This is a genomic window from Ruegeria sp. BC7, from assembly GCF_056539165.1.
Genome location: NZ_JBQFUL010000003.1, coordinates 638,558 through 655,524, shown reverse-complemented (window position 1 = coordinate 655,524; position 16,967 = coordinate 638,558). Strand labels below are relative to the sequence as shown.

15 protein-coding genes are annotated in these 16,967 nt (G+C 59.5%); 5 read left to right on the top strand and 10 right to left on the bottom strand.

Annotation, left to right across the window (positions count from 1 at the left end; translation table 11 throughout):
- Nucleotides 1–100 precede the first annotated feature (100 nt).
- From ACR0KS_RS12220 to ACR0KS_RS12190, 7 genes are all read right to left on the bottom strand, one after another.
- Complete coding sequence (locus ACR0KS_RS12220) at nt 101–2,518, bottom strand: aerobic carbon-monoxide dehydrogenase large subunit (protein ID WP_170564640.1); 2,418 nt, start codon at nt 2,516–2,518, stop codon at nt 101–103.
- Nucleotides 2,515–3,009 carry a (2Fe-2S)-binding protein gene (locus ACR0KS_RS12215; RefSeq protein ID WP_170564637.1) on the bottom strand — a complete coding sequence of 165 codons (495 nt, stop codon included), beginning with the start codon at nt 3,007–3,009 and terminating at the stop codon, nt 2,515–2,517. Before ACR0KS_RS12215 ends, ACR0KS_RS12220 begins: the two co-directional genes overlap by 4 nt.
- 12 nt (nt 3,010–3,021) lie before the next feature.
- Complete coding sequence (locus ACR0KS_RS12210) at nt 3,022–3,855, bottom strand: FAD binding domain-containing protein (protein WP_170564634.1); 834 nt, start codon at nt 3,853–3,855, stop codon at nt 3,022–3,024.
- A gap of 139 nt (nt 3,856–3,994) precedes the next feature.
- Nucleotides 3,995–5,089, bottom strand: coding sequence for an MHYT domain-containing protein (locus tag ACR0KS_RS12205; protein ID WP_170564631.1), 1,095 nt, complete (start codon nt 5,087–5,089; stop codon nt 3,995–3,997).
- Between the two features lie 147 nt (nt 5,090–5,236).
- A complete protein-coding gene (locus ACR0KS_RS12200) occupies nt 5,237–6,241 on the bottom strand; it encodes an ABC transporter substrate-binding protein (RefSeq protein WP_170564628.1) in 1,005 nt (334 codons plus the stop codon).
- Nucleotides 6,220–7,587, bottom strand: a complete 1,368-nt coding sequence (locus ACR0KS_RS12195) for a sensor histidine kinase (RefSeq protein WP_170564625.1) — start codon at nt 7,585–7,587, stop codon at nt 6,220–6,222. Before ACR0KS_RS12195 ends, ACR0KS_RS12200 begins: the two co-directional genes overlap by 22 nt.
- The gene (locus ACR0KS_RS12190) at nt 7,577–8,245 is read right to left on the bottom strand and encodes a response regulator transcription factor (protein ID WP_170386842.1); all 669 of its coding nucleotides are present in this window, start codon (nt 8,243–8,245) and stop codon (nt 7,577–7,579) included. Before ACR0KS_RS12190 ends, ACR0KS_RS12195 begins: the two co-directional genes overlap by 11 nt.
- 108 nt (nt 8,246–8,353) lie before the next feature.
- Here ACR0KS_RS12190 and ACR0KS_RS12185 point away from each other — a divergent pair, with 108 nt between their 5' ends.
- The 5 genes from ACR0KS_RS12185 (at nt 8,354) to ACR0KS_RS12165 (ending at nt 13,346) form a co-directional block, all read left to right on the top strand.
- A complete protein-coding gene (locus ACR0KS_RS12185) occupies nt 8,354–9,337 on the top strand; it encodes a tripartite tricarboxylate transporter substrate-binding protein (RefSeq protein WP_170386845.1) in 984 nt (327 codons plus the stop codon).
- A 66-nt stretch (nt 9,338–9,403) separates the two neighbouring features.
- Entirely contained in the window at nt 9,404–9,886 is a 483-nt protein-coding gene (locus tag ACR0KS_RS12180) for a tripartite tricarboxylate transporter TctB family protein (RefSeq protein ID WP_170386847.1), read from the top strand.
- 1 nt (nt 9,887) lies between these two features.
- A complete protein-coding gene (locus ACR0KS_RS12175; protein ID WP_170386849.1) occupies nt 9,888–11,399 on the top strand; it encodes a tripartite tricarboxylate transporter permease in 1,512 nt (503 codons plus the stop codon).
- Nucleotides 11,389–12,576: a CoA transferase gene (locus ACR0KS_RS12170; protein ID WP_170564622.1), complete on the top strand. Its 1,188-nt coding sequence runs from the start codon at nt 11,389–11,391 to the stop codon at nt 12,574–12,576. Before ACR0KS_RS12175 ends, ACR0KS_RS12170 begins: the two co-directional genes overlap by 11 nt.
- Nucleotides 12,573–13,346, top strand: coding sequence for a citryl-CoA lyase (locus tag ACR0KS_RS12165; RefSeq protein ID WP_170564619.1), 774 nt, complete (start codon nt 12,573–12,575; stop codon nt 13,344–13,346). The genes ACR0KS_RS12170 and ACR0KS_RS12165 overlap by 4 nt, the downstream gene beginning before the upstream one ends.
- A gap of 39 nt (nt 13,347–13,385) precedes the next feature.
- On the opposite strand, the gene ACR0KS_RS12160 is transcribed toward ACR0KS_RS12165, so the two are convergent.
- From ACR0KS_RS12160 to ACR0KS_RS12150, 3 genes are read right to left on the bottom strand one after another with little or no spacing between them, the layout of a single operon-like run.
- On the bottom strand, nt 13,386–14,882 hold the full coding sequence (locus ACR0KS_RS12160; RefSeq protein WP_170564616.1) for a heme biosynthesis HemY N-terminal domain-containing protein: 1,497 nt from the start codon (nt 14,880–14,882) through the stop codon (nt 13,386–13,388).
- Nucleotides 14,883–14,892: 10 nt separating this feature from the next.
- Nucleotides 14,893–16,119 carry a COG4223 family protein gene (locus ACR0KS_RS12155; protein WP_480693221.1) on the bottom strand — a complete coding sequence of 409 codons (1,227 nt, stop codon included), beginning with the start codon at nt 16,117–16,119 and terminating at the stop codon, nt 14,893–14,895.
- A gap of 54 nt (nt 16,120–16,173) precedes the next feature.
- Nucleotides 16,174–16,887, bottom strand: coding sequence for a uroporphyrinogen-III synthase (locus ACR0KS_RS12150; RefSeq protein ID WP_170564819.1), 714 nt, complete (start codon nt 16,885–16,887; stop codon nt 16,174–16,176).
- Nucleotides 16,888–16,967 lie beyond the last annotated feature (80 nt).

The window sequence follows — 16,967 nt, the reverse complement described above, 5'->3', positions numbered from 1 at the left end:
AGGATCCACTCTTCATCTGGCTAAAAATATCCCGGGGGAGGTTCGGAGGGGGCTGGCCCCCTCCGTTCGGTCGGACCGGCACCAGCCGGTCCGAACCCCATCACCCATGCATCCCCAGCCCGTTGGCAATCTTCCAGATTCGCCAATGGTCATGCGGCATGTGACTTTGCACCAACCCAAACGGCCGGAACGCATCATGCACCGCATTCGAGAAACAGGGCACGCCCCCCACGTTCGGGCTTTCACCCACACCTTTCGCGCCAATCGGATGGTGCGGAGACGGCGTGACCGTGTAGTCGGTGATATAGTTCGGCGTCTCCCACGCGGTGGGCAGGAAGAAATCCATTAGCGTGCCAGTCTTCACATTGCCCATATCGTCATAGGCAATCTCTTGCCCCATGGCGATGGCCAGCGCCTCGGTCACGCCGCCGTGGACCTGACCGTCAATGATCATCGGGTTGATCCGAGTGCCGCAATCATCCAGCGCATAGAACTTCCGAACCTCCCACTCGCCGGTATCCACGTCGATCTCCATAACGCAGATATAGGCCCCAAACGGATAGGTCATGTTCGGCGGATCGTAATAGCTCACGGCTTCCAACCCCGGCTCCAACCCCGGAATCGCCTGATTATAGGCGGCAAAGGCGATCTCTTTCATCGTCTTGAACCGCTCGGGCGCGCCTTTGACCGAGAACCGATCCACGTCCCATTCGACATCGTCGTCGTGGACCTCAAGCAAATAGGCCGCGATCATCTGCGCCTTGGCGCGGATTTTACGCGCGGCCATCGCCGTTGCAGCACCCGCCACCGGCGTGGACCGAGACCCGTATGTCCCCAGACCGTAAGGCGCGGTGTCGGTGTCACCTTCCTCCAGCGTAATGTCGTCGGCAGGCAGGCCGATCTCGCTGGCGATGATCTGGGCAAAGGTCGTGGCATGGCCCTGACCCTGAGAGATCGTCCCCAGCCGCGCAATCGCAGACCCTGTTGGGTGGATGCGGATTTCGCAGCTATCGAACATACCAAGCCCAAGGATATCACAGTTCTTCACCGGACCAGCGCCAACGATCTCGGTGAAATGCGTCAGGCCAATGCCAAGAAGTTTGCGAGTCTTACCAGCCTTGAAATCCTCGACCCGCTGCGCCTGTTCCGCGCGCAGACCTTCGTAATCAACAGCCTTCAGCGCCTTGTCCCAGGCGGTGTGATAATCGCCCGAGTCATATTCCCAGCCCAGCGCCGACTGGTAGGGGAACTGATCGGCCTTGATGAAGTTGATCCGGCGCAGCTCGGCCGCGTCCATGTTCAGCTTGATGGCCAGAACCTCGATCATCCGTTCTATGAAATAGGCGGCCTCGGTCACGCGGAAGGAACAGCGATAGGCCACCCCACCCGGAGCCTTGTTGGTATAAACCCCATCCACGGCCAGATACGCAGTCGGGATGTCATAGGACCCGGTGCAAATGTTCATGAACCCCGCCGGGAACTTGGTCGGGTCGGCACAGGCATCGAAACCGCCGTGATCTGCCGTGGTATGACACCATAGACCGGTGATCTTGCCGTCCTTGGTGGCGGCGATCTTGCCCTGCATCCAGTAGTCGCGGGCAAAGGCGGTGGACATCAGGTTCTCCATCCGGTCCTCGACCCACTTCACCGGCTTGCCTGTGACAATCGAAGCCACGACGGAACAGACATAGCCCGCATAAGCCCCGACCTTGTTGCCGAACCCGCCACCGATATCGGGGCTGATCACGCGAATATTGTGCTCGGCAATGCCCGAGATCAGCGACACAACGGTCCGGATCGCGTGCGGCGCCTGAAACGTGCCATACAGCGTCAGCTTGCCGGTCACCTTATCCATGCTAGCCACTGACCCGCAGGTTTCCAGCGGGCAGGGGTGGGTGCGGTGGTAATAGACCATCTCCTCGGCCACGACGTCAGCCTCGGCCAGAATAGCCTCGGTCGCGTCTTTGTCGCCCTGTTCCCAAGTGAAGATGTGGTTGTGATGCTTGCGGGGGCCGTGTGCGCCTTCGGTCTGGCCTTCCAAGTCTTCGCGCAGGACCACATCGGACTTCAGCGCCTCGAACGGGTCGGTCAGAACGGGCAGTTCTTCGTATTCCACCTCGACCAGCTCCACGGCATCCGCCGCGACATACCGATCTTCGGCCACGATAAAGGCCACTTCCTGGCCTTGGAACAGCACTTTGCCATCGGCCAGCACCATCTGCTTGTCACCCGCCAAGGTCGGCATCCAGTGCAGGCCCAGCGGAGACAGGTCCTCGGCAGTCAGAACCGCAATCACGCCGGGCAGGGCCAGCGCCGCCTCTTTATTCACGCTGACGACGCGAGCATGTGCATAGGGGGAGCGCACAAAGTCGCCGAACAGCATGCCATCCAGCTTGATATCATCGACATAGTTGCCCTTGCCTTGGGTAAAGCGGACATCCTCGACGCGTTTGCGCGAGCTACCCATGCCTTTGAGATTGGCGGCGCGTTCTTCGGGGGTCAGTGTCTGGTCGTTCATTCCGCGGCCTCCTTCTGAGCGTTCAGCAAGTCAGCCGAGGCCGAGATCGCCTTGACGATGTTCTGGTATCCGGTGCAGCGGCACAGGTTCCCGGCCATTCCAAAGCGAATTTCTTCTTCGGTCGGGTTCGGGTTTTCCTGCAACAGACGGTGCGCGCGGGTGATCATGCCCGGCGTGCAGAAACCGCACTGCAGCCCGTGATGTTCGCGGAACATCTCTTGCAACACACCAAGGCTGCCATCCTCATTGGTCAGCCCTTCGACGGTGGTGATATCGGCCCCGTTCACCTGCGCGACGAAAGTAGTGCAGGATTTGACGGATTTGCCGTCGATATCCACGGTACAGGCCCCGCAATGGCTGGTTTCACAGCCGATATGAGGGCCGGTGATTTTCAAATCTTCCCGCAGGAAGTGGATCAGCAACGTGCGCGGCTCGGCCAGTCCTTCGACCTCGCGCCCGTTCACGGTGAGTTTGACGTGCATTTTTGACATGGTTTCCCCTCCTCAACTCGCGCGGCTTTGCGCACGGTCGATGGCGCGGCGCAGCATCACGCCTGCCACATGTTTCTTGAATTCAACGGGGCCGCGATTGTCGGCCACAGGCTCAATCGCATCCAGCATCGCCGCGACGCAGCCATTCACATCACCATCTGCTAGCGCAGCGCTTGAGCCTTCGGACCAAATCGGCGTGTCGGCCAAATTGGTCATCGCGACCGAGGCCGTTCCATTGCCCACCATCACCGCAGCCGCAGCGGTGGCGTAATCCCCGATCTTGCGCTTTTGCTTTTCATAAGCCTGTCCAACACCCGCCCCCGGAACCGGGATCGAGATACGGGTCAGAATTTCCTCATCTTCGCGGGCGGTGAAATAGGCGGCCTCATAGAACTCGCGCGCGGCCACGCTGCGTGACCCATCGGGGCCGGACAGTTCAAACGTCGCGTTCAGGCATTGCATCAGCCCCGGCATGTCATTGCCCGGATCGCCATTGGCCACGTTGCCGCCGACAGTCCCGACATAGCGCACCTGCGGATCGGCGATCTGCAACGCCGCCTCGCGGATCAGAGGGATGGTCGAGGCCAGACCGTCATGGGTGATCAACTCGTGCTGCGTGACCATCGCGCCAAGCGTCACGGTATCAGACCCGACAGCGATCCCCTTCAACTCGTCAATAGCCTGAAGATCGACCAGATGGCCCATCTCGGCCATGCGCAGCTTCATCATCGGGATCAGGCTGTGCCCGCCCGCGATCACGCGCGCCTCGTCTCCGTGTTCCTGTAAAATGCCGATGGCCGAGGCGATGTCGCCTGGCCGGTGATACTCAAAACCGGCTGGTATCATGTTTTTCCTCCCTGGGTCCGAGCGATATGCCTTGGGGGACCTGCGGTAAGGAAAGAGCGGTCACATCAACCGTTCCAGCCAAGGGGAACGGGGCGCGTAGCTTGTTTCACGAAATGCGAATGAGCTGCACGAGTTGCGATCAAAGGCCCAGCGCGTCGCGAATGTCATTCAGGCGGGATCGGCTGACCGGAACCTTGTTCAAGGCGTCGACTCCGTCGAAATAGCAGGTACCGTTGTCCTTGTGGCGCTCGAAACTCGAGACATGTTTGGGGTTCACCAGATAGCTGCGATGCGCGCGAAGAAATCCGTTTGGCTTCAGGCGGGTTTCAGCCTCAGTAATGGACCACGGACAAAACAGCTTTTCGCTACCCATGTAGAGGACGGTGTAGTGCCCCTCGGCCCGGACAGCGGCGACGCGCGCGGGTTCGGCAAAGAAGGTCTGGCCTTCGCGCTCAAACGGAACACCTGCCCTCAGTGTCTTGGGCTGGGGTTCGGGGTCCGGTGGTCTGACCTGCGTCGTGTCTGCATTGGGTTCGATAAAGGTGACCCCGGTCAGAAGGAACGCACCGCAGATCAGGAACACGGCGACTGTGACGCCCATTGCCAATACCTGATTGTTCAGCGCGGGGCCGGCTCCTCCGGCGGCGTCGCTGGCCACAAAATCTGTCAGGCCCGTCGCCACGAAATGCATTGTGAACACCGCCAGACCAAAACACGCTGTCCCCAGCAGGATGTTGCGCTGTGTGCGATTGTCGTAGGCCACCCAAATCGCCAGCACGGACAGCACGACCGAGGCCAACGTCGCAATCGCCACATCCCATCCGGTGTAGACCGGGCGGCACAGTTCCATTCCGGCCATGCCCACATAGTGCATCACGACAATGCCCAGCCCGACGATTACGCCTGCGCCGATGATCGTCTGCATCGTTCTGGGCCGGAAGTGAAGCAATAGCAGCGCCAATCCAACCATCAGGATCGCAACCAAAGCCGAGATCAAGGTGATCAGCGCGTCGTAGTAGAAAAGGATCGGTAGTTGCAGCCCCAGCATGGCGACGAAATGCATCGACCAAATGCCGCCGCCCAGAATGATAGCTGCCAAAGCGACAATGAACTTGCGCCTTTGATCATCCAGCTTGGACGCCCCATGCGTGAGGTAGAGACCGGTAAATCCGGCCATCATCGCAACGGCCAAGGATGCCGCCACAAGCCAGGCGTTATGCGAGTAGTCCAGCATTTCGGTTTGCGCGCCCTCCCCGACGCGATGGCGACGTTAGCAAACGGATTTGATTGGGACAATCGGCTGCAGGCTACGAATACCAGGTTGCTGCCCGCCCAGACGCTGAAACCGTCCACGCTCAACATGAACCCGATCGTCGTTCGGCTACTGAATGACCGCATTTTCCCATGCTGACAGGAACTTTTTACGCTTTAGGTCGTCCAGAAATGTCAACAGCGCCGGATTCAGTCCTATTGTCTCGCGATCAGTCGCACCGCTCTGAGATGTCAGTGGCGGAAGCGAAGACCGGCTGTCTTGCGGCACAGGCTCTTCAGCGACCAAATAGCTGATAAACGCTTCGGCTGCGTCCGGCTTCTGCGTTTCCCTTGAGACCAAGGCCGTTCGCATCATCGTTGTTTGGAAATCCGTCGGCAAAATCACTTCAAGCGCATCCTTGCGCTCGGCGCGGACTGCCGCGTAACTCCCCAGGACATTATAAGCGACCAGGATTTTTCCGTCTGCCAAGTCGTTTATCATTTCCCCCGAACAGCAGTACAGGCGCACATCAAGACCGCCCATGACCTCCATCAGCCGCCAATAGGTTTCCGAGGCGCGCGCGTCCTGCGTTGCGAACAGATAGCCCAGCCCGGATTCGCGGACATCGTAGGTGCCGACCTTGCCGCGAAACTCCTCCGGTCGCTTGCGCAGCGCTTCGATCAAACTCTGCCGGGTATGCGGAATATCCTGACCTTCAAACGCTGCGCGGTTGATGACGATGGCGGCGGGTTCGGTCGTGAAGGCAAACAAACTGTGGTGCCACTGTGTCCACAATGGAGTCTCGATGTCGTCCAGCGCCAGCGCATAGCCGTCATTCGCCAACTTCAGCTGCAGGTCCATTGCGCTGGATACCACAACATCGAAATCACCCGGCGCCGCGCGAACGCGACGGTCGATATCCGCCGTTCCCGAAACGAGGTATTCAACACTTATCGAGGGGTTCCGAGCGACAAAGCCTTCTATCAACGGCGCAAACAGAACCGTGTCCGTGCTTGAGATAACTCGAAGGCGCGCGCCCTCTGCGCCCTCGTTGAAAATCAACTGGTCTTCCCAATCCTGCGCCCACACCAAGCAGGGACACAAAAGCAGAGCTAAAGCGATAAGATAACGCATGCGCCCCCCGTAGGCTTGTTCGTCAAAACCAAGGTTCCGCCATGGGCCGTCGCCACGTCCTGAGCGATGGTCAACCCCAGACCTGACCCAATTGTTCCGGCCGCGTTTTTGCCGCGCTCGAACCTGCGCGTCAGTTGTTCGATCTCTTCCGCTGGAAAACCCGGACCCGAGTCGCTGACTTTGACCTCAACATCTGGTGTGGCGGTAACCTCGATCTCGACGATGCTGTCAGCGGGCGCGTATTTCAGCGCATTGTCGATCATGTTGCGCACAGCGTTCTGAATCAGGATAGGGTCACCGGAATAGGGAACCGTGGGATCGCCTCTCAAGGAAAGCGAAAGCTCTTTCATTTCAGCAATCGGCGTCAACCGCTGCACAAGTTCGCGGATCAGTTCGACCAGATCGACATCTTCCCTCTCCAGATGATCGGCGCGAAACGTAATCATCGCATGATCCAATAACTGTCCAGCCGCGCGCGAACTTTCGTCGATCGCGCGGACCATCGCACGAAGTGCCTCTCGATTTTCTTTCTTTTCGACCCTGTGCAGGGTTGCCTCGGCATAAGACCGCACAGTCGCCAGCGGCGTGCGGACGCGATGGGCGGCTTCGGCGATGAAATCTTCGGATTGGCTGAGGGATTGATCCAAACGCCCCATCAGAGAGTTCAGGGACAAAACCAGGGGCGCCATTTCCCGAGGCACCGGCTTTTTGAAAGGACTCAGGTCCTGCGGCCCTCGCCGCGTGACCGAGGTTGTCAGTTTGTTGAGCTGCCCGATGGTGGTTGACGTGATCCAGAAAGACAGCGCCGCAGTCAGAAGAAAGAAACCAAGACCCAGAAATGCGGCATTGCGCGAAATCTGGTCCAGAGTTTGCGAAAGCGCGTCCTGCGTCTGGCCCAGCACGACCGCAATTTCCGTCTGCCGTCCCAACCCGACAAGTGTTCGACTTGCGCTGACCTGCCGAATGCGTTCGCCGCGCAGTTCACCGGATGTGAACACCCAGTCACTTTGTTCGGACGCCCCTGCCAGAAGAAGGTCTTCGTATCCCGACAAAAACGCACCGTCCTGATAAATGGCGTAAAACACCCGGTCGTCTGACGGGGTGGTCAGCATCGAGAACGCGGCATAGGGAATATCGACTTCCAGCACCCCGTCCCTCAGTGCGGCGGCATCAAGAATGGACGTTACGGATGCCTCAAGGATGTTGTCCTGTCCCTGCTGCGCCACCTGAGCCGCATAGTTCCGAACTGCAAAGAACAACAAGATAGCCAGAACCGCCGCACCGCCAATCAAGGCCAGCACAAGCCTGTTTCGCAGTGACCCTGACACGGTGGGATTAGTGGTCATGGTCCAACCTGTACCCCAGACCGCGCAGCGTGGTTATCTTCAGATCCGAAGGCTCGAGATGCCTGCGCAGTCGCCCGACATATACCTCGATCGCGTTGTCCGAAACGCTGTCGTCGTAAGAGAACAGCCTGTCGGCCAGCTTCTGTTTCGAGAATACGTGACCCGGCGCGTTGATGAACAACTCCATCATGCGCAGTTCCCGATTTCGCAGCGACAGGGTTTCCCCGGCCACGGTCAAATGACCGGCCACCGGATCAAACACGACACCGCCGATCTCGATCGTAGATTTCGCGCTGCCGGATTTTCGCCGCAGGACCGCGCGGCAGCGGGCCTCAAGCTCGGCATGATCAAACGGTTTGGTCACGTAGTCATCCGCACCCAGATCAAGCGAACCGATTCGATCCGAAACCTGACTGCGCGCGGTCAAAACGATCACCGGCGTGTCTAGGCGGCTGGCCCGGTGCCGCTTCAGAAAGTCTCGACCATCCCCATCCGGCAGCATGATATCCAGCAGGATCAGGTCATATTCCTCGGTTTCGACAAAGGCGGTTGCGTCTTCCAAATTCGCTGCGTGATCAATGACATGACCGTCCAGCCGCATGCGGGAACTGATCGCAGTTGCGAGGTCCATATTGTCTTCGACAAGCAGAAATTTCATCAGGCTCAACCAGTATTTTGCCGCGTGACAGGTTGATGTCAGGTTGGTGTGTTTTTGTTCCGTCCAATCTGAGCCGCCATGCGGCCGGTTGTCAAACGGGAGGAAACCATGACGACATTCAAACTGGGCCGTCGCGCCCTAATCGCAGCTGTGGCCGCATTCGGCTTGGCCGGACCTTCGCTGGCCGACGGCCATCAGGTCGTTGACAGCATCCACTTTCTGATTCCCGGCGGCGCTGGCGGCGGCTGGGACGGCACGGCCCGCGGCACGGGCGAAGCGCTAACCAATGCCGGTCTTGTCGGAACCGCGTCCTACGAAAACATGTCCGGCGGTGGCGGCGGCAAGGCCATTGGCTTTCTGATCGAAAACGCCGACAGTAACCACGGCACGCTGATGGTGAACTCGACCCCCATCGTGATCCGCTCGCTGACTGGCGTGTTCCCGCATAATTTCCGCGACCTGACTCTGGTGTCGGGCACGATCGGCGACTATGCGGCGATTGTTGTGGGCAAGGACAGCCCCATCAACTCGATGGAGGATCTGCTGGCTGCCTTTGATGCCGACCCTGCGGGTACGGCGATCGGCGGTGGCTCGGTTCCGGGTGGTATGGACCATCTGGTTGCGGCCATGGTGATGGAAGCGGCAGGCAAGGACGCTCTGGCCGTGAAGTACATCCCCTATGACGCAGGCGGCAAAGCCATGGCAGCCCTGCTGTCCGGTGAGATCGCTGCGCTGTCGACCGGTTTCTCGGAAGCCGTCGATCTGGCAAATGCGGGTGAGGTCAAGATCATTGGCGTAACCGCGGAAGAACGCGTTGACGCCGCACCTGACGCAATGACCATGATGGAACAGGGCATCGACACCACCTTCGTCAACTGGCGCGGTTTCTTCGCAGCCCCCGGCCTGCCCGAAGACAAGCTGGCCGCCTATCAGGATGCGATTGCCAAGATGTATGACACTCCGGAATGGGAAGAAGTTCGGGCGCGCAACGGTTGGGTGAACATCCACAACTCGGGTGCTGACTTCCAGACGTTCCTCGAGCAGCAGGAACAGCAGATCGGTGATCTGATGAAAAAGCTGGGCTTTCTCTAACTGACAATTGGCAGAGCGGACCGCCGCTCTGCCTTCCCCAAAGACAACAAAAAAGGAGGGGGCATCATGGCGTTGGATCGCTGGATCGCGCTCGTTCTGCTGGGTGTTTGTTTAACATATGGCTACGCCGCCTGGTTCACGATGGACAGTAGCCTTCCCCCTTTCATGCAACGAAATCCCATCTGGCCAAGCACCTTCCCCAAAGTGCTGTCCATTCTGGGAATCATCACCACAACGATCATCCTGCTGGGCTTTGAAAAGTCCGAGGTGAAAGAGGCCGATATCGACTATCGGCGTCTGGGCGACTACCACTTGGATCAGGCGCTGATGCTGCTGGCATTGATGGTGATCTACGCCCTGTGCCTGCGTCCTGTCGGTTTCCTGATTTCCACTTCGGCATTCCTGATCCTTGGCTCTTTCATTCTGGGCGAGCGCAAGTGGCATATCATGCTGCCCGTTGCCTTTATCGCGACCGGGGCGGTCTGGTATCTGGTTCAGGAAGTTCTTGGCATCTACATGCGCCCGCTGCCGGGCATTTTCGGAGGCTGACATGCTTGAAGGACTTCTGATCGGCCTGCAAACGGCATTCTCAATCCAAAACCTACTGATGGTCATCGCGGGATGTCTGATCGGCACGTTCATCGGGATGTTGCCCGGTCTCGGGCCGATGTCGATCATCGCCATAATGATCCCGGTTGCGATCTCGATGGGCGACCCATCCGCCGCGCTGATCCTGCTGGCCGGGGTATACTATGGCGCGATCTTTGGCGGCTCGACATCCTCGATCCTGCTGAACGCGCCGGGGGTCGCGGGCACCGTGGCCTCAAGTTTCGACGGCTACCCCATGGCGCGACAAGGCAAAGCCGGCAAGGCACTGACAATCGCTGCGATCGCCAGTTTTGCCGGCGGCACGCTGGGTGCTGTGCTGCTGATGGTGTTTGCCCCTGCCCTGTCATCAGTGGCGCTGTTGTTCCACTCGGCCGAGTATTTCGCCCTGATGGTTGTCGGTCTATCCGCCATCGCCGCATTTGCCGGCAGCGGACAGGTCGCTAAGGCGGTCATCATGACCGTCCTTGGACTGATCATGGCAACCGTTGGCGAAGGTGCACTGTTCAACCTGCCCCGTTTCACCATGGGAATCATGGACCTGCAATCCGGCTTTGGTTTCATCACGCTGGCCATGGCGATGTTCGCCCTGCCCGAGGCGTTGTTTCTGGTCCTGAAACCAAAGGACCTGAAAGGCGACGATGGTGAGATCAAGGACCTGCGCATCACCCGGGCAGAAGCCAAGGCCATCGCGCCTGTCGTGGGTCGCCAATCCGTGCAGGGTTTCTTTATCGGTGTTCTTCCCGGCGCGGGCGCGACAATCGCCAGCTTCCTTGGATATGCTGTCGAGCGCAACATCGCCCCGAAAGAGGAACAGGAAGAATTCGGCAAAGGCTCGATCAAGGGTCTGGCTGCCCCGGAAACGGCGAACAACGCCGCCTGTACCGGGTCTTTCGTTCCGCTGCTGACTCTGGGCATTCCCGGTTCGGGCACAACGGCGATCCTATTGGGTGCGCTGATTGCCTTGAACGTGACGCCCGGCCCGCGCCTGATGCTGGACGAGCCTCAGATCTTTTGGGCGGTGATCATGTCGATGTTCATCGGCAACCTTGTCCTGCTGATCCTGAACCTGCCGCTGATCCCCTACATCGCCAAGGTGCTGTCGGTTCCACGCAATTACCTGATCCCGTTCATTTTGTTCTTTACCCTGATGGGGGCGTATATCGGCCAGAACAATGCGACCGAGCTGTTGATCCTTGTCGGTTTTGGCGTCTGCGCCACGGCTTTGAAGTTTGCCGACTATCCGCTGGCCCCGCTTCTGATCGGGTTCATCCTTGGCGGCATGATGGAGGACAACTTTGCGAGGTCCATGCAGCTCTATGATGGGATCGCGTTTATCTGGGAACGTCCCATGACGCTGGGTCTGCTGGTGATCGCCGCGTTGCTGGTGCTGCTGCCCAGCTATCGCGCGCGCCGCGCACGGGCGCGGGCTGCCGGTATCGCCGATGGCGACTGAGCCTCTGGCAGGGATACGGGTTCTTGACCTGACGAATGTTCTGGCAGGCCCGTATTGCTGCTATCAGCTTGCCCTCATGGGCGCCGAGGTGATCAAGGTCGAACGTCCCGAGGGCGGCGACCTTGCTCGGGTGTTGGGGGCTGACCCTGATCGCAACAGGGCCGGGATGGGCATCAGCTTTCTTGCCCAGAACGCGGGCAAGAAATCCGTCACGCTGGATATGAAATCCGCCAAGGGCAAAGTTTTGCTGAAGAAGCTGGTTCAAACCGCCGATGTGCTGGTCGAAAACTTCCGGCCCGGCGTGATGGATCGCCTTGGCCTTGGCTATGAGGTTCTGCGCGGTGAAAACGCCAACCTGATCTATTGCGCGATCAGCGGATTTGGGCAGGACGGCCCTCGCAAAAAAGATCCGGCCTACGACCAGATCGTTCAGGGCATCAGCGGCGTCATGTCGATAACCGGAGCGGCCGATACAGCACCCTATCGCGTCGGTTACCCGCTGGCCGATACTGTCGGAGGGCTGACGGCTGCCTTCGCAGTCAGTGCCGCCCTGAACGCCAAGCCGCGCGGCGCCTTTCTGGATATCGCAATGTCCGAGGCGGTAATTTCGACCATGGGCTGGGTGGTGTCGAACTACCTGATCGGGGGCGTCACGCCGGGAGCGCATGGGAACGAAAACACCACGTCCGCGCCGTCGGGAACCTTTGCTACTGCGGATAACCCGATCAACATCGCAGCCAACCGCGACAAACAATGGCAGGCGCTTGCCCGACACCTTGGGCGGGACGATTTGCTGGGCAATCCTGACTATGCCACACGCGAAGATCGCAAGAGGAACCGCCTCGCCCTCAGGGACGATCTGGAAGCCACCCTGCGCACCCGGCCCTCCCGGGACTGGGTTGGTGAGTTAAACGCGATTGGCGTTCCGACCGGGCAGGTGATGACCGTGCCCGAGGCGCTGGCTGATGAACAGCTTGCGGGCCGCGGGTTGATTGGATCTCTGCCGGTTCAGAGCGAAGAGCTGAAACTGACCGGCAGCCCGGTCGTGATGGACGGTCAACGCAGAATGCCCCGAACCGCCCCGCCGGATTTGGGGGCGGATAATGCCGCGATCTGGTCAGAGCTTGGCCTGACCCGTGACGAAATCAACGCGCTGGTGAAGGAGGGTGTCATATGAGCGACGTCGCCGACTGGTGGTCAACAGCCATCATCGACATGGAACCCGGTCGAATAGACCTGCGGGGTACACCCATTCAGGACCTGATCGGCACCGTTGGTTTCGCGGAAATGATCTGGTTCATGGTGCGCGGTGACAGGCCATCCCCCGAACAGTTGAAATTGTTCGAGGCCGCCTTGGTTGCTGCCGTGGATCACGGGCCGCAAGCCCCTTCGATCGCAACCGCGCGCATGGCAGTGACGTGTGGGCTACCGCTCAACAATGCTATGGCTAGCGCGGTGAATATGCTGGGCGACATCCACGGCGGCGCTGGGGAACAAGCCGTGACTCTGTATCAGTTCGTCAACGCGCACCTATCCGCCGTTGGCCCCGCATTGGATGACTGGATCGCCGCGCAGGGAAAAATTCTGCCCGGGTTCGGTCACCGCTTTCACACCCCAACCGATCCGCGCGCCCCTCGTTTGATGAGCCTTGTGGACGAAGCGATTGGGGCGGGCGCTTGTGACGGGTGTTACAAGTCCGTTGCGACTGACATCGAAGGGGAACTGGCCCGACGCAAAGGCAAACCCGTTCCGATGAATATCGACGGTGCCACAGCAGTGATCTATGCCGAGCTTGGTTTTGACGCACCGCTGGCGCGCGGCCTGTTTTGCCTGTCCCGGTCCGTCGGCATTCTTGCTCATGCGTGGGAGCAAACTCAGCAGGGTGGCCGAAACAAGGGACCGACCCCGCCAAAGTATCGCTGGACGTATTTGCCCAGCGACACTTGATTGGTGATAGGGATTTAAAGGGTCTGTTGAAGCGCGTACTCAGACCTTTTCTTCGATCGCAGGCTCGACATCGGGACGCACGGGTTCGGCCTCCATTTCGATCACGTCAGGCGTACCCTCTTCTTCCGGCTCGTCAACCTCTGGCTCGGGTTTGTCCTCAAGCGCACCGACGATCAGCGGCAACATGTGAACGCCGGTGGCCGAAGCGATCTCGGGCGTTTGCGGGGTTTGCCAGCTCAGCGTGTCAAAGCTGCCGCAATTCTGACAGACCGGAGCCCACTCGGGCTGAATGTCGTGGCAGTTGTCACATACCCATTGCGGGCCGCGCGGCGCGTTCAGAGCTTTGGCCAGCCACCCCTGCACGACCGCGTCCGACGCGCCCTCGCCGCGTTCGATTGCTGCCATCAGTGTATAAGCCCGCGCATCTGCCTGCTTTTCGACGACATCGCCCAGTGCACGCCGGGCTTCGGGAAAGTCCTCGGCCACGATGTTCAGCTCGGCCAGGATCAGGCGGGTTTCCATGTCCTGCGGATGCACGCGGGTCAGCGCGGTAAAGCGATTGATGCGTTCTTCCGGGGTTTCATTCGGCGCGATCTCGGCAAAGGCGTGGGCCAGATCGGGGTGGGGCTGAACCTCCCACGCTTTCTTGAGGATCTTGGTCGCAGAGCGCGGCTTGCCCTTTTCGATATATGCACGCGCGGCCATTGCTGCCGCTGGCACCAGATCAGGAGAAAGACGATTGGCTTCAATCGCGTGTTCGCGTTGTTCAACCGTAGCGGATTCATCCAGAATCCCCTTGGCCTCGGACAATGCAAGCACCGCATCGCGGCGCTTGAATACATCGCGCGGCAAGTGGCCGGCCTTCAGCTTGGCGGTCAGGGTTGATCGGGCTCCGGCCCAGTCCTGCGACTTGGTTTGCAGTCCCAACAGAATATCCTGCGTTTCCTGGTGCCGTGGCTTGATCGCCAGCGCCTTTTCCGCAAGCTTGCGGGCGGTGTCATTATCGCCTTCGGCCAGTTTCTGTTTCAGGATACCGCGCACACCCACAAAGCGGGTGGCGTTATTTGTGACCAGCTTGCGATACGTCTCGGACGCTTTCTTGGTGTCGCCATTCATTTCGGCGGCCTGCGCAACCAGCAGGTTCGTCAATTCGGGTTTGTTCAATAGCTTTTCAGCCTTGGTCGCCTTGTTCATGGCAACGCGACCTTCACCCGAGGCCAGCGCCATCAACCCGTCGGCCAATGCCTGATACCCGCGCTGTTCCCGACTGCGGTCGAAATACCGCGACAACGCGGTTTCGTCACCGTTGAGGAATTTCAGCGTGGCGATCAGCAGAGTCAGCAGCTTGAAGAACAGCCAGATCGCAACGACCATCACGCCCAGCGCAATAACCGACTGCAACGGCCCCAGCGTGTATTCCATCCCACCTGCGGTGATCTGCACGCCACCGCTGGTCTCCATCAGGAACCCAGCGCCCACGGCCAGCAAGCCGACAATCGCAACGAAAACAAGGATTTTTAAAAGTGACCACAGCATGGCAGGTCCTTCAGTTCGAGTTTGCGCCAGAGGACAGCGCATCTGCGGCATCAACCGCGGAAACCCGCGTTTGTGCCGCTTGTTCCCATTCAGCCATCGCAGGCTTTGCCGCTTCGGGCAGGGACTTGAGTTCATTCAGCGCGCCGGACACGTCGCCATCCGCTAGAGCAGCCTGCGCGCGGGACAGGATTGCGTCCGGGCCATCGCCGTCCTGCGGTGTAACAGAACGCGCGCCGGTCTGTCGCTGAAAGAACGCGACCAAACCCGTGCCCTTGTCGGCCTCGCGCGCATCCGCAAGGGCCGCGCGTGCCGAGGGTTCATACGTCTCGCGCAGAGAAGCCACCGTCGCAACGCCCTTGTCCGCAGGTGCAGACAATTCACCTGGAACGGCAACCCCTCCGGCCGATAGTTCAGCGACAAGGTCGGCATAGCTCTGACCGGTATCCAATCGGCTGCGCAGTTTCGTAAGAATTGCTGCATTGGTCGCAGCCAGCGCATCAGCCGAGGCTTTCGCCTCAAGCGCCTGAGCATCAGCCACCATCTTTTCAACCTCGGCGCGCTGGGCGGCCAGCGAGTCCTGCAGTTTCTTCAACTCCGCTTCAAATGCAGCAGTGGCTTCGGGTGACGCGCCCTGGGTCAAAGCTCCACCCTCAAGCTCGGCAAGCCGTGACGACAAAGGGGCGACCGTGTCAGCCAACCCAGCCACGCTGGACTTTACAGCCTCAAGATCAGCAGAGAGCGGCGCAACCTGAGCGGTCAACGCATCCACTTTCGAGGACAGACCCGCGCCATCAGCCAAAGATTTGGCCAACGCGTCGATCTGGTTCGCCTGATCCGTCAGTTTAGCGTCCAGCGTTGCAATCGCATCCGCATCGCCAGAGGTCAGCATGCCGCTGTTGCCAACCGCAAAACCGATTGCCGCGGCAATTGCACCGCCCAGCAACGCGGGCAAAAAACCACTGCGTTTCTTGGTGCTGCGCTCATTAATTTTTTCCTTGAATCGTTCAAGGTTAGCTTCGGCTTCGGCTTCGGCTTCGGCTTCGGCTTCGGCTTCGGCTTCGGCTTCGGCTTCGGCTTCGGCTTCGGCTTCGGCTTCGGCTTCGGCTTCGGAAAGGGTTTCTTCTACGGGCAAAGACTCGTCAACCGGAGTGTCTTCGGTAGTGACGCCAGCTTCGGCCACGTCGTCCGTCTTGGGGTCGTCCACCGGCTTTTGATCGGTTTTGTCTTTACCAGCCAACGCAATATTCCCCCTAACGAATCCAAAATTACCTGAACAACAGACCCGACTAAGTTAATCTGTGGCCTCGCCGCCCTCAACCCGCAACGCATGTTTCACAAGCTTTTTAATGGCTTTCCGCATTTTCTTGGGCGTAGGTTCCTTGGCAATCTTCAGGCGCTGATAGCCCAAGGAATAAAGGGGTTCCGCTGTCGCGGTGCTGATTGCAGCCAGGAATAAGGGGGCTGATCCGCGCCAGATGTCGGCAAATTGTCGCGCTGTTCTGGGGGAAAAAATAGGGGCAATTACGGGCACTTTACCGGACGCAGCGGCGATCGCTTCGGATGTCAGCGGTAACAATCGCTGCTGATACACGGGCAGCTCGCGCACGGTGAGGCCGGATTCGGTCAACCGCTCGGCGACACTTCCGCGCGTATGCTCTCCGCGCAAGTGCAGAAGCGGGCTGTCGGGTCTGGCTTTCAACAGCGCGGCAACCAGTTCTTCGGCGGTCTGGCCCACCATCTGCGCCTGCCACCCCGCACCTATGGCTGTTCCGGTGGTCGCTGGACCTACACAGTAAGCTGGCAGTTCGCGATCCACGCCCATGGACGCGGCGGCGTTGACCGCATTGGCCGAAGTGAAAATCAGACCGCGCACATCCGTGTCGTTTACCTGAACCGGCAAGGGCTTGATTTCGAGGATCGGGGAATAGATGACCTGAACCCGTGACCTGATGCGGGTCGGTAGTTGCGCAACGAACCTTTCCGAGGCGGCGCGAGGGCGGGTCATCAACAAATACAACGGCGGTGCCCTTGGCCTTGGGATTGTTTGCATCCGCGCAGGGTGATACCCCGCTTTGCAATCAAGGT

Excerpts from the sequence above, each read along its gene's own strand:
- ACR0KS_RS12195 (WP_170564625.1), bottom strand. The coding sequence starts at position 7,587 with ATGACCACTAATCCCACCGTGTCAGGGTCACTGCGAAACAGGCTTGTG.
- ACR0KS_RS12190 (WP_170386842.1), bottom strand. The coding sequence starts at position 8,245 with ATGAAATTTCTGCTTGTCGAAGACAATATGGACCTCGCAACTGCGATC.
- ACR0KS_RS12150 (WP_170564819.1), bottom strand. The coding sequence starts at position 16,887 with ATGACCCGCCCTCGCGCCGCCTCGGAAAGGTTCGTTGCGCAACTACCG.
- ACR0KS_RS12210 (WP_170564634.1), bottom strand. The coding sequence starts at position 3,855 with ATGATACCAGCCGGTTTTGAGTATCACCGGCCAGGCGACATCGCCTCG.
- ACR0KS_RS12180 (WP_170386847.1), top strand. The coding sequence starts at position 9,404 with ATGGCGTTGGATCGCTGGATCGCGCTCGTTCTGCTGGGTGTTTGTTTA.
- ACR0KS_RS12170 (WP_170564622.1), top strand. The coding sequence starts at position 11,389 with ATGGCGACTGAGCCTCTGGCAGGGATACGGGTTCTTGACCTGACGAAT.
- ACR0KS_RS12200 (WP_170564628.1), bottom strand. The coding sequence starts at position 6,241 with ATGCGTTATCTTATCGCTTTAGCTCTGCTTTTGTGTCCCTGCTTGGTG.
- ACR0KS_RS12165 (WP_170564619.1), top strand. The coding sequence starts at position 12,573 with ATGAGCGACGTCGCCGACTGGTGGTCAACAGCCATCATCGACATGGAA.
- ACR0KS_RS12220 (WP_170564640.1), bottom strand. The coding sequence starts at position 2,518 with ATGAACGACCAGACACTGACCCCCGAAGAACGCGCCGCCAATCTCAAA.
- ACR0KS_RS12215 (WP_170564637.1), bottom strand. The coding sequence starts at position 3,009 with ATGTCAAAAATGCACGTCAAACTCACCGTGAACGGGCGCGAGGTCGAA.
- ACR0KS_RS12185 (WP_170386845.1), top strand. The coding sequence starts at position 8,354 with ATGACGACATTCAAACTGGGCCGTCGCGCCCTAATCGCAGCTGTGGCC.
- ACR0KS_RS12175 (WP_170386849.1), top strand. The coding sequence starts at position 9,888 with ATGCTTGAAGGACTTCTGATCGGCCTGCAAACGGCATTCTCAATCCAA.
- ACR0KS_RS12160 (WP_170564616.1), bottom strand. The coding sequence starts at position 14,882 with ATGCTGTGGTCACTTTTAAAAATCCTTGTTTTCGTTGCGATTGTCGGC.
- ACR0KS_RS12205 (WP_170564631.1), bottom strand. The coding sequence starts at position 5,089 with ATGCTGGACTACTCGCATAACGCCTGGCTTGTGGCGGCATCCTTGGCC.